The organism is Arthrobacter sp. UYCu723, assembly GCF_054059215.1.
In genome coordinates this window covers 939,709-952,843 of the sequence record NZ_JBSSBW010000001.1, presented here as the reverse complement: position 1 = coordinate 952,843, position 13,135 = coordinate 939,709, and the positions used below count along the sequence as shown (strand labels likewise).

The following is a 13,135-nucleotide window of genomic DNA, read 5'->3' as shown; positions in this document are numbered from 1 at the left end:
ACCTCCATATTTCGGCGCTTCAATCCAGTATGCAACGCTCTTTTCCGTACACTGCACAACGTCAGGAAAAACAGGTAGGGGCGGTTTGTCCGGCCCCGCTAAGCTATAAGCGATGGTCATGCCTTATGTAGATACAGCCTCCACCGTAGACGCCTCCCGGGCGTTTCCGCTGGGCATCAGTGTTCCAAGCACGGGTTCGCCGGCAATGGACGACCCTCGGGGTGCCTTCGCGAATGTGGCGGTCTACGCGCCCGGGGTGACCACCCTCGAGATCGCCTACCAGGCCCCCGGCGGAATGTGGCAACTCGAGACGCTGCCCAATGTGACGAACGGCGTCCACCACGGCATCGTGGAGGGTCTCCCGGTCGGCTCCCGCTACGGACTCCGTGCCTCGCCGGACCATGAGCCGCTGCCGCTGCCGCTGCCGCTGTCCATGACCGCCACGGATTTCGACGCCGACGGCGGGCAGCCGCTGCTGCTGGACCCCTACGGCCGGGCCGTGGACGTGCACGACGATTTCATGACGAACGTCCGGATGGCCAGCGACTTCGATTGGGAAATCGACAGCAGCCGCCGGATCCCGTGGCGCAGCACCATCATTTACGAGGCCCATGTCCGTGGCCAGACCATGCTCCATCCGGACGTGCCGGAAGACCTCCAAGGAACCTACGCCGGCTTGGCGCACCCCGCCATGATCGAGCACCTCGTCGCCCTCGGCATCACATCCGTGCAGCTGCTGCCGGTCCATTTCCATGTCGACGAACCGCATCTGCAGAGCCTCGGACTGACAAACTACTGGGGCTACAACACGGCGGCGTTTTTCGCCCCGCACCCCGCGTACGCCACCGAAGCCGCACAGGCCGCGGGCGCGCAGGCGGTCCAGGACGAGTTCAAAGGCATGGTCAAGCTCCTTCATGCCGCCGGGCTGGAGGTCATCCTCGACGTCGTCTACAACCACTCGGCCGAGGGCGGCAGCGACGGCCGCACGTTGAGCTTCCGCGGCCTGGGCGAAATGCAGTACTACCGCAACGACGGCCACGGCAGGTACGTGGACACCACCGGGTGCGGCAACAGCCTGAACTTCGGCGAACCGCGCGTGGTCCAGCTGGTCCTGGACTCGTTGCGCTACTGGGTAGACGAATTCCACATCGACGGCTTCCGCTTCGACCTCGCCGTGACGCTGGCCCGGAACGCCGCCAACGAGTTCGATCCCCGCCACCCGTTCCTGGTCGCGATCGCCGCCGACCCCGTCCTGTCCACCGCCAAGCTGATCGCCGAGCCCTGGGACATGGGCTACGGCGGCTGGCAGACGGGCCGGTTCCCGGCAGGCTGGGTCGACTGGAACGATCACTTCCGTGACGCCGTCCGCACCTTCTGGCTCGCTGACCGTGCCGCGATCGACGCCGGCGGCCAGGGAGGCTCGGTGGGCCCCCTCGCGGACGCCCTGTCCGGCTCCGCGAGCCTTTTTGAGGCCTCTGGCCGGTCCCGGCTTGCCTCGGTCAACCTCGTCTCGGCCCACGACGGCTTCACCCTGGCCGACCTGGTGTCCTACGACCGTAAGCACAACGAGGCCAACGGCGAGCAGAACCGGGACGGCCATGGGGACAACCGCAGCTACAACCACGGTTTCGAAGGCCCCACGGAGGACGAGGACATTCTGGCCCGGCGGGCGCAGACCAGCCGCAACCTGATGGCCTCCCTCATGATCTCCCAGGGCGTGCCCATGTTCACGGGCGGGGATGAGGTCGGCCGGACCCAGCAGGGCAACAACAACGCCTACTGCCAGGACAACCCCATCGCCTGGATCGACTGGACCAGCACTCCCGAATCGCATGCGATGCTGCGCAGCACCAAGCGCATGATCCGGCTGCGGAAGGAATTCCTGGCCGGCCAGGCGCACGACGATCCGACCCGCGAGAAACAGTCCTACTTCCACTGGTTTGATGCGCACGGGGAGCCGATGGCCGGGGACAGCTGGCATGACCCTGCCCACCGTGTGGTCCAGCTCCTGCTCGGCTCCGACGACGGGCAGGTGGACGGACTGGTGGTGGTCAACGGCAGCACCCAGGACGTCAAGGTCACGCTGCCCCTGCTCAGCAACGATGACGGCACGGGCAACCGGCTCTTCGAACTGCGCCTGACCACCTCAGAGCTGCACGACCGCCGTCAGGGCGTCCGCGTGTCCTCCGGGGAGCGTGACGTGGTCCAGGCAAATTCCATCAGCATCTACCGCACCTAGGCCCGACGGCGGTACACGGCGGACCCCTAAACCTCCACGTCGTCGCCGTGCCCGCAAGCAGCAAGCAGACAAAAACGCCGCAGGCCGGGTGACCGGTCTGCGGCGTTTCTGACGGTTCGGTCCTAGGCGTTGACGATCAGGCCCAGTTCCGCCTTGGACGCCAGCGCCTCGTGCTTGGGCAGCACGCGGACGGTGTAGCCGAAGGACCCGGAGCGGTCGATCAGGATGGTGTCGGAGAAGAGATACCGGCTCTTGCCGAGGTCCTCGACGGACGTCAGCTCAGCCACCGTGACATCGGCCAGCTCATCGCTGTCTCCCGCCTTGCCGTAGGCCACTTCCACGGACACATCGTCCGGGGTGAGCCCGTGCAGGGCCACGTAGGCGTTGACCTGGAGCAGGTCGCCGATCTGCGGATCCTCGGAGACCCCCACCGAGTCGACGTGTTCCACCTGGATCTGGGGCCAGGCGGCGCGGATCCGGGCGGTCCAGGCAGCGAGAGTCTTCGCCTCTTTGAAGTTGTCCGCGACGGCACGCCGGCCCGCGATCGCGGCCGGGCGGTACAGGATGTTGACGTAGTCCTTGAGCATCCGGTCCGCGGACACCTGCGGACCCAGGTGCGACATGGTGTGCTTGATCATTGACACCCAGTGCGTCGGGACCTTCTGCGGCCCGGGCTGCGACGGCCCGGCGGCGCCGGCGCTGTCGGACACCGTCAGTCCGTAGAAGCGGGGGGCCACCTGCGTTTCCAGCAGCTCGTAGAGCGCTGCCGCCTCGATGTCGTCGCGCTCTTCGGAGGAAGCGTCGTTGTTGGCGGTCGGAATCGCCCAGCCGTTCTCGCCGTCGTACATCTCGTCCCACCAGCCGTCCAGGACCGAGAGGTTCAGCGAACCGTTGAGGGCGGCCTTCATACCCGAGGTCCCGCAGGCCTCCAGCGGGCGCAGGGGGTTGTTGAGCCACACATCGCAGCCGGGGAACAGCGTCCGGGCCATGGCGATGTCGTAGTTGGGCAGGAACGCGATCCGGTGGCGTACCTCGGGGTCGTCGGTGAAGCGGACCAAGTCCTGGATCATCTTCTTTCCCGCATCGTCGGCCGGGTGCGACTTGCCCGCGATCACCAGCTGGATGGGGTGCGTCTTGTGCAGCAGCAGGGCCTTGAGCCGGTCCGGTTCGCGCAGCATCAGGGTGAGGCGCTTGTAGGTCGGCACCCGCCGGGCAAAACCGATGGTCATGATGTCCGGGTCCAGCACGGAGTCCGTCCACGCGAGCTCAGCGTCGGCCGCGCCACGTTTCTTCCAGGCGGCCCGGAGGCGGCGGCGGACATCCTCGACCAGGGAGACGCGCATCTCGCGCCGGAGGGCCCAGACGTCCTCGTCGCTGACGTTGTAGGCAAGGTCCCAGCGGCCTTGGGCTTCCGCCTCGGAACCGAACTGGTCGCGGGCCAGCTTGGAGACGCGCGGGTCCACCCAGGTGGGGACGTGCACGCCGTTGGTGACGGAGGTGATGGGCACCTCGGAGTGGTCGAAGCCGGGCCACAGCGCGGAGAACATCCCGCGGGAGACCTCGCCGTGCAGCTTGGCGACGCCGTTGGCCCGCTGTGCCAGCCGGAGGCCCATGACCGCCATGTTGAACACGAACGGGTTGCCGTCCGTGAAATCTTCCCGGCCCAGGTCCAGTATCTTGGCCACCGGCACGGCCGGCGCCAACCCGGCCTCGAAAAAGTGCTGGATCTGCGAGGTCTCAAAGCGGTCGATGCCGGCCGGGACCGGGGTGTGCGTGGTGAACACCGTGGAGGCGCGCCCGGCAGCCAGGGCTTCTTCCCAGCTCAGCGGCTCCGCAGCGGACATCATCTCCTGGATCCGTTCGACGCCCAGGAAGCCGGCGTGGCCTTCGTTGGTGTGGAAGACTTCCGGCGCCGGGCTGCCCGTGAGCTTCTGGTAGGCCCGCAGTGCCTTGACCCCGCCCATGCCCAGCAGGAGCTCCTGCTGGAGTCGGTGGTCGCCGCCGCCGCCGTAGAGGCGGTCGGTGATGCCGCGGGCAGCGTCGTCGTTGCCCGGGACGTTGGAGTCCAGCAGCAGGAGGGGAACGCGCCCGACGTCGGCCCGCCACACGTGCGCCAGCAGGCGGCGTCCCTGGGGGAGCGGCAGCGAGATCTGGATCGGCCTGCCGTTGCCGTCCGCGGAGGCCTCGCGCAGCAGGGTCAGCGGCAGGCCGTCGGGGTCCAGGACCGGGTAGGTTTCCTGCTGCCAGGCATCGCGGGACAGCGACTGCTTGAAGTAGCCGGCCTGGTAGAGGAGGCCGACGCCGATCAGCGGCACGCCCAGGTCCGAGGCTGCCTTCAGGTGGTCGCCGGCAAGGATGCCCAGGCCGCCCGAGTACTGGGGCAGCACCTCGGTGATCCCGAACTCCGGTGAAAAATAGGCGATGCAGGACGGCGCGTCGCCGCCCAGGCTCTGGTACCAGCGGGGCTGCTCCAGGTACCGGTCCAGGGCGTCGGCCGCCTCGTGGACACGCCGCACCACGTCCTGGTCCGCCGCGAGGCGCTGCAGTTCCTCCCTGCTGACCAGGCCCAGGAACGAGACGGGGTCGTGGTCGCTCTCAGCCCAGATCCGGGGGTTCAGCCCTTCGAAAAGCTCCCGGGTGGGCCGGTGCCAGGACCACCGAAGGTTGGTGGCGAGCCGGGCCAGCGGCCGGATTGACTCCGGGAGGACGGTACGGACGGTAAATCTGCGGATAGCCTTCACCAGCGAAACACTAACGGACAAGTCAGAGCCCCGGAACCGGTTTGAGTTTCTTACGCATAAATGACGGTCCACCGCCGGAAAAATCCGGAAACCACCGGAGGAACTTCGTTGCCTTAGCAATCTGGCCGATTTGTAGATAACGTCGAGCCTGTGACGAATAACTCGCGAACCAGTGCCGTATCCAAGCAAAAGCCCAAGGCCCTGATTGCGGAGGGCCTTCGATTTGGCCGTTTTCCGATCACCGCCGTACAGCCCGCCGTCGAAGGCGGGAAGTTCCCTGCCAAAGCCGTTGCGGGAGAAAGCCTGGTGGTCGGCGCCACCGCCTTCCGCGAAGGCCATGACCAGCTCGGCGTCAGCGCCGTGCTCCTGGACCCCCGCGGGAAAGAACGGCAGCGCGTCCGGCTGGCCCCGCCCGGGGGCGACCGCGGCAAGGGCACCGACCGCTGGGAAGGTCTCCTGACGCCCCCCTCAACCGGTAACTGGTCCTTCGTTATAGAGGCCTGGCATGACCGCTACGGCACCTGGCACCACAACGCCGGGGTGAAGGTGGAAGCCGGGATCGACGTCGAGCTGATGCTTGCCGAGGGCGCCGCCCTGCTTTCCGAAGCGTCGGAGGACCCGTCCCGCCCGTCAGCCGACCGGCGGATGCTGCGGATGGCCGTCGTCGTGCTCTCGGACGCTTCCCGGACCCCCGAGGAGCGCCTCGCCGCCGGTTTCAGCGCCGAGGTGGCCGCCGTCGTCGAACGCCAGCCGATCCGCGAACTGGTGACCGTCTCGAAGCCGTACCCCCTGCTCGTGGAGCGCGAACTCGCCGGCCGGGGTGCCTGGTACGAATTCTTCCCCCGCTCCGAAGGCGCCGTCCGCAACCACGAAACCGGGGAGTGGACCTCCGGCAACTTCCGCACGGCCGCCCAGCGGCTCGACGCCGTCGCGGCCATGGGCTTCGACATCATCTATCTGCCGCCGATCCACCCGATCGGCGTCCAGTACCGCAAGGGACCGAACAACACCCTGCTGGCCGGACCGCACGATCCGGGCTCGCCCTGGGCCATCGGCTCCAAGGAGGGTGGGCACGACGCCATCCATCCGGACCTGGGCACCTTTGAAGACTTCGACGCCTTCGTGGCGCGGGCCGGTGAGCTGGGACTGGAAGTGGCCCTGGACCTGGCCCTGCAGGCCGCCCCGGACCACCCCTGGGTGGAGAACCACCCGGCGTGGTTCACCACCCGCGTGGACGGCAGTATTGCCTACGCCGAAAACCCGCCCAAGAAGTACCAGGACATCTTCCCGCTCAACTTCGACAACGACCCCGCGGGCCTGTCCAACGAGATCCTCCGCATCGTGTTCCTCTGGGTGAGCCACGGCGTCAAGATCTTCCGCGTCGACAATCCGCACACCAAGCCCGTGTGGTTCTGGGAATGGCTGATCGGCAAGGTCAACAAGAAACACCCCGACGTCGTCTTCCTCGCCGAGGCGTTCACCCGCCCGGCCATGATGCACGCGCTGGGCCGGGCCGGCTTCCAGCAGTCCTACTCCTACTTCACCTGGCGCAACACCAAGGAGGAACTGGAGGAGTATTTCCAGGAGATCAGCCACGAATCGCCGGCCTACTTCCGGCCGAACTTCTTCGTCAACACCCCGGACATCCTCACCGAGTATCTGCAATACGGCGGCCCGGCCGCCTTCAAGATCCGTGCCGTCCTCGCCGCGACTGCAAGCCCCATCTGGGGCGTCTACGCCGGGTACGAGCTTTACGAGCACGTGGCCCGTCCGGGCGCTGAAGAGTACATCGACAACGAGAAGTTCCAGTACAAGGCCCGGGACTGGGACGCCGCGGCCGGATCGGGCCGTACGCTTGCCCCGTACCTGACCAGGCTTAACGAAATCCGGCACACCCACCCCGCGCTGGGGGACCTGCAGAACCTGACCGTCCACAAGAGCACCGACAACGCCACGGTGGTGTACTCCAAGCACAAGACCCTGCCGGACGGCTCGAAGGACACGCTGATCATCGTGGTCAACGTGGACCCGCACGGCACCCGGGAGAGCACCGTGTCGCTGGACCTGGCCGCGCTGGAGTTGGACCCGGAGACCCTGACGCACAACGGCGGGTTCATGGTGGATGATCTCTTGACCGGCGAAAGCTGGGAGTGGGGGGAGTACAACTACGTCCGGCTGGACTCCCATGTCGAACCCGCCCATGTTCTTAGCATCCGGAGGTAGCACGAGTGAGTTTCAGCATGCAAAACCCCAGCCAGCACTTCAGCCCGAAGGGGACCTTTGAACTGAACGCTCCCGGCCTCCAGCATGATCCCCTGTGGTACCGCAAGGCGGTGTTCTACGAGGTGCTGGTCCGCGGTTTTGCGGACGGAAACGGCGACGGCTCCGGTGACTTCCACGGCCTGATCGAGAAACTGGACTATTTGCAGTGGCTGGGCGTGGACTGCCTATGGCTGCCGCCGTTCTTCCAGTCCCCGCTGCGCGACGGCGGCTACGACATCTCGGACTACAACTCCGTGCTCGACGAGTTCGGCACCATCAGCGACTTCAAGCGCCTCGTGGCCGAGTCCCATGCCCGCGGCGTCCGCGTGATCATCGACCTGCCGCTGAACCACACCTCGGACCAGCACCCGTGGTTCCAGGAGTCGCGCAAGGACCCGGACGGCCCTTTCGGCGACTTCTACGTGTGGAGTGACACGGACGAGAAGTACGAAGACGCCCGCATCATCTTCGTGGACACCGAGGAATCCAACTGGACCTTCGATCCGATCCGGCGCCAGTTCTTCTGGCACCGCTTCTTCAGCCACCAGCCGGACCTCAACTTCGAGAACCCCAAAGTCATCGACGCGCTCTTCGACGTCGTCCGGTTCTGGCTGGACCAGGGGATCGACGGTTTCCGGGCAGACGCCATCCCGTACCTGTTCGAAGAAGAGGGCACGAACTGCGAGAACCTGCCGCAGACCCACGAGTTCCTCCGCAAGCTGCGCAAGATGGTAGACGAAAGCTACCCCGGCCGCGTCATCATCGCCGAGGCCAACCAGCCGCCCGCCGAGGTCGTTGAGTACTTCGGCACCGAAGAGGAACCGGAATGCCACATGGCCTTCCACTTCCCGATCATGCCGCGCCTGTACTACGCGCTGCGGGACCAGAAGGCCGCGCCCATCATCGAGACGATGAAGGACACTCCGAACATTCCGGAAGGCGCCCAGTGGGGCACCTTCCTGCGCAATCACGACGAGCTGACCCTGGAAATGGTCACCGCCGACGAGCGTGCCGCCATGCTCGGCTGGTACGCACCGGATCCGCGTATGCGCGCCAACATCGGCATCCGGCGCCGGCTGGCCCCGCTGCTGGACAATTCCCGCGCCGAGATTGAGCTGATCCATGCCCTGCTGCTTTCCCTGCCCGGCAGCCCGTTCCTGTACTACGGGGACGAGATCGGCATGGGGGACAACATCTGGCTCGAGGACCGCGATGCCGTCCGCACACCGATGCAGTGGAACCCGGACCGCAACGCCGGCTTTTCCAACGCCGACCCGGGCAAGTTGTACCTTCCGGTGATCCAGTCGCTCGTCTACAACTACAGCATGGCCAACGTCGAGGCCGAGGCTGCCCATTCGGGCTCGCTGCTGCGCTGGACCCGCCAGATCCTCAGCGTCCGCAAGAACCACCCCGCCTTCGGGCTGGGCGCGTTCGAGCACGTCGAAGCGGATCACGACGTCGTCCTCGCCTACCTGCGTGAGCTTCCGGAAGGCAATTCGGCCGGTGTGGACGGCGAAACGATCCTGTGCGCGTTCAACCTCTCCCAGCACCCGGTGGCGACTACCCTGCGGGTGCCGAAGTACGCCGGGCGCGGACTGCGGGACGTGTTCGGCGGCCAGGCCTTCCCCGCGATCGGCGACGACGGAATGCTGACGCTGACCCTGGGCAGCCATGATTTCTTCTGGCTGCGGATCCGCTCGGCTGCCTCCAATCCGGCGTCGCCTTTCACCCAGGCGATGCCTATCCTGTCCATCGAAGGCTGACATGACCCGACCGACCCTTTCCCCCGCCCTGAGTGGCCTGCTGGGCAGCTGGCTTCCGGCGCAGCGCTGGTTCCCCGTCAAGAGCGCGGAGTTCAGTTTCGAGCCGGTAGGCGGACTGAGCCTGGCGCCAGGGCGGGGTGATGCCGATCTCGAGGTGTGGCTGCTCGCCGTGACTTACCCGACGGCGGATGGAAGCCGCACGGACGTCGTGCAGGTGCCACTCAGCATCCGGCGCTCCCCGCTGGCCGGGTCGGAGTCGGCCCTGATAGGGGAGACGGACGGCGACAGTGCCGGTCCAGGCAGCGGGCAGCGCTGGATCTACGACGGCGTCCACGACCCCGCGTTTGTCGCTGCGTGGCTGGAACTGATGCGCAACGGCAGTACCTCCCCCAGTGGAAACGCCGCCGGCCACCTCGTACAGTCCGGCTACCGCCTGCCCTTCGCCACCGGTACGGTGAAAGTGCTGTCCGGCGAGCAGTCGAACAGTTCGGTGATTGTGCACGACGGCGAATCGGCCGCGATCCTGAAGTTCTTCCGCGTCCTCTCCGAGGGCCAGAACCCGGAAGTGGAGGTCGGCGCCGCCCTGACCGCCGGGCGCACGGTTGAAGTGCCGGCCACGCTAGGCTGGGTCACCGGCCAATGGGACGTTCCCACGGATGCCGCGGAGGGTGGCACCCGCCCGGCCCACGGCGAACTGGCCGTGGCCCACGAATTCCTTGCCGGCGGACTGGATGCCTGGCGGCTGGCCGTTAACGCGGCGGTCCAGGGCAGGGACTTCACTGCCGCGGCACGTGCCCTGGGCGCCGCCACCGCCACGGTGCACCGCCGTCTGGCCGAGGCCCTCGGCGCCGCCTCGGAAGCCGTCCCGGGCAGCGACATCGCGCCCGGTGTTGCCCAGCGCGTGCGCCAGTCCTGGGCGCAGGCCGGGAGCGTCGTCGGGCGCTACGACGATGCCCTCGAGGAGCTCCTGCTGCGCCTCCGGGGCTACAACGCGGGCCCACTGCAGCGAATCCATGGCGACCTCCACCTCGGACAGATCCTCCGGGTTCCGGGCGGGACCGGTATGGCCCCGCGGTGGGCCATCCTTGACTTCGAAGGCGAGCCGCTGCGGCCGATCTCGGAACGCAGTTTCCCCGACGTCCCGCTGCGCGACGTCGTCGGGATGCTGCGCTCCTTCGACTACGCCGCCGGCGCGGCTGCCCGGGAGGCTCCCGGCGCCGCCGTCCCGGCGGGCTGGGTGGACGACTGCGCCGAAGCCTTCCTGGCCGGCTATGCGGACGTCATCCCCGGCAGCATCGACCGCGATTCGCCCCTGTTTGTGGCCCTGTGGCTCGACAAGGCGCTCTACGAAGTCATCTACGAATTACGCAACAGGCCGGATTGGCTCTCCATCCCGGTAAACGCATCACGACGTCTCCTCGGCAGTACAGGCTCCGGCGTTCCGGCCGAAGCCGAAGCGGAAGGTATCACAATGACAGGATCAGCACGGATCGATCGGCCCGGGGCTCCCCTCCCCGTGGACCCGGACACCCTCGCGAGGGTCGCGGCCGGCGAGCACCACGCGCCGCACTCAGTCCTCGGCGCGCACTTCGACGACCACGGCCACGTCACCATCCGTGCGGTGAAGCACCTGGCCGAGGCCGTCGCCGTCGTCACGGCGGCCGGCACGGTTCCGATGGAGCATGAGTCCGGCGGTGTCTGGGTGGCCGTGCTGGAACCGCTGGAGCCCGGCCACGTGCCGGACTACCGCTTGGAAGTGACGTACGAGGGCGAAGCCGCGCAGACCGTCGACGACCCCTACCGCTACCTGCCCACCGTCGGGGAGGTGGACCTGCACCTGATCGGTGAAGGCCGCCACGAGCGGCTCTGGGACGTCCTCGGCGCGCACGTCCAGCACTACAAATCCTCCCTCGGCGACGTCGACGGCGTCACTTTCGCCGTGTGGGCCCCCAACGCCCAGGCAGTGCGCGTCAAGGGTGACTTCAACGGCTGGGACGGCCGGCAGCACTCCATGCGCTCCCTTGGCTCTTCCGGAGTGTGGGAGCTCTTCATCCCCGGCGTTCTGGCAGGGGCGTGCTACAAGTTCGAAATCAGGACGCGGCACGGCTACTGGGTGGAGAAAGCCGACCCGCTGGCGTTCGGCACAGAGGTTCCGCCGCTGACCGCGTCCCGCGTCGTCGAGCCGTCCTACGCCTTCAAGGACGCCGAGTGGATGGAGGCCCGGGCCGCCCGTGATCCGCACAACGCCCCCATGAGCGTGTACGAAGTCCACCTCGGTTCCTGGCGGGTGGGCCTCGGCTACCGCGAGCTCGCCAAGGAGCTCGTCGAGTACGTCAAGTGGCTCGGTTTCACGCATGTGGAGTTCATGCCCGTGGCCGAGCACCCCTTCGGCGGATCCTGGGGCTACCAGGTCACGTCCTACTTCGCCCCGACGTCCCGTTTCGGGCACCCGGACGAGTTCCGGCACCTCGTGGACGAACTGCACCAGGCCGGCATCGGCGTCCTGCTGGACTGGGTTCCGGCGCACTTCCCCAAGGACGAATGGGCGCTGGCCCGTTTCGACGGCGAAGCCCTCTACGAGCACGCAGACCCGAATCTGGGCGAGCACCCGGACTGGGGAACCCTGATCTTCGACTTCGGCCGCCGGGAGGTCCGCAACTTCCTTGTATCCAACGCGTTGTACTGGCTGGAGGAATTCCACATCGACGGCCTGCGCGTGGACGCCGTCGCCTCCATGCTCTACCTGGACTACTCCCGCGAGGAGGGCCAGTGGCAGCCGAACCGTTTCGGTGGCCGGGAAAACCTCGAAGCGATCTCCTTCCTGCAGGAAGTCAACGCCACGGTCTACAAAACGCACCCCGGTGCCGTCATGATTGCCGAGGAGTCCACGGCGTTCCCGGGGGTGACGGCACCCACGAGCCAGGGCGGCCTGGGCTTCGGCATCAAGTGGAACATGGGCTGGATGCACGACTCCCTGAAGTACATGGCCGAGGACCCCTACAACCGCCGGTGGCACCACGGCACCATCACCTTCTCGATGGTCTACGCCTACACGGAGAACTTCCTGCTGCCGATCAGCCACGACGAAGTGGTGCACGGCAAGGGATCCATGTTGCGCAAGATGCCCGGCGACCGATGGCAGCAGCTGGCCAACCTGCGCGCGTTCCTAGGCTACCAGTGGGCGCATCCCGGCAAGCAGCTGATCTTCATGGGCACCGAGTTCGGCCAGGAAACGGAATGGTCTGAACAGCACGGCCTGGACTGGTGGCTCGCGGAGACTCCCGCGCACCACGGCATGCAGCTCCTGACCAAGGACCTGAACGAGCTCTACGGCTCCACCCCGGCCCTGTACGAGCTGGACAACGATCCCGCCGGTTTCCAGTGGATCCATGGCGGTGACTCGGACCGCAATGTGCTGACCTTCATCCGCCGTGACAAGGCAGGCAACCCGCTGGTCTGTGCGTTCAACTTCTCGGGCGGCCCGCACACGGATTTCCTCCTCGGCGTGCCGACGGCAGGGAAGTGGCAGGAAGTGCTGAACACCGACGCCGAGAGCTACGGCGGCTCGGGCGTGCAGAACGAGGGAACGCTGACAGCGTCCGATGCCGGTGTTGACGGCCAGCCGGCGACGCTCACCGTCACGCTGCCTCCGCTGGGAGCCGCGTACTTCCAACCGCTGGTCTAGTTGCAGCCAACGCCCAAAAAGCCCGGAATCCCTGTGATTCCGGGCTTTTTGGCACCGCGGCAGCGGGACGTTTGCGGGCTGCTTTGTCACCCGGTCAAAATGGTGGTAGAGTTTATTTCCGCGCTGCTCCCCGGAGTTGATCGGCCAAGAAGACCCAGATGCCCACGGCAACACTGAGTCGGAAGCGCCGATTTGACCAGGGTGACGCGGCCGGGTAAGTTTGAAAAGTTGCTCCGGAGCGATCCTCGACTGGATGAGTCGTGGTGGTGCCGGGTGTGTCTGTTGTTTGAGAACTCAATAGTGTGCCAAGTTTGTTGATACCAATTTGTTTATATGGATTGGTTGAATTTGCCGGATCCCGCCACCCCGTGGTGTGGTCTGGTGTTTTTGGCTGGTTTCAAATTTTGTGCAGCCTTCGCGTCCCGTTTTCCCGGGGGTGTTGGTT

5 protein-coding genes are annotated in these 13,135 nt (G+C 66.5%); 4 read left to right on the top strand and 1 reads right to left on the bottom strand.

What is annotated here, in order from left to right; translation table 11 throughout:
* Window positions 1–112: 112 nt before the first annotated feature.
* Window positions 113–2,239, top strand: a complete 2,127-nt coding sequence (gene glgX / locus ACVWZ8_RS04220; protein WP_456503891.1) for a glycogen debranching protein GlgX — start codon at window positions 113–115, stop codon at window positions 2,237–2,239.
* Between the two features lie 122 nt (window positions 2,240–2,361).
* Here glgX and glgP read toward each other — a convergent pair whose 3' ends face one another.
* Window positions 2,362–4,980 (bottom strand): alpha-glucan family phosphorylase, encoded by a 2,619-nt coding sequence (gene glgP, locus ACVWZ8_RS04215; protein WP_426976082.1) that lies wholly within the window; start codon window positions 4,978–4,980, stop codon window positions 2,362–2,364.
* A gap of 150 nt (window positions 4,981–5,130) precedes the next feature.
* On the opposite strand from glgP, the gene ACVWZ8_RS04210 reads away from it, so the two are divergent.
* Genes ACVWZ8_RS04210 through ACVWZ8_RS04200 form a run of 3 tightly spaced genes read left to right on the top strand, consistent with a single transcriptional unit; the run spans window position 5,131 to window position 12,690 of the window.
* Window positions 5,131–7,203 (top strand): alpha-1,4-glucan--maltose-1-phosphate maltosyltransferase, encoded by a 2,073-nt coding sequence (locus ACVWZ8_RS04210; RefSeq protein WP_426976083.1) that lies wholly within the window; start codon window positions 5,131–5,133, stop codon window positions 7,201–7,203.
* Window positions 7,204–7,220: 17 nt separating this feature from the next.
* Window positions 7,221–9,005, top strand: coding sequence for a maltose alpha-D-glucosyltransferase (gene treS, locus ACVWZ8_RS04205; protein WP_456503890.1), 1,785 nt, complete (start codon window positions 7,221–7,223; stop codon window positions 9,003–9,005).
* 1 nt (window position 9,006) lies between these two features.
* Window positions 9,007–12,690: a 1,4-alpha-glucan branching enzyme gene (locus ACVWZ8_RS04200; RefSeq protein WP_456503889.1), complete on the top strand. Its 3,684-nt coding sequence runs from the start codon at window positions 9,007–9,009 to the stop codon at window positions 12,688–12,690.
* Window positions 12,691–13,135: the final 445 nt, after the last annotated feature.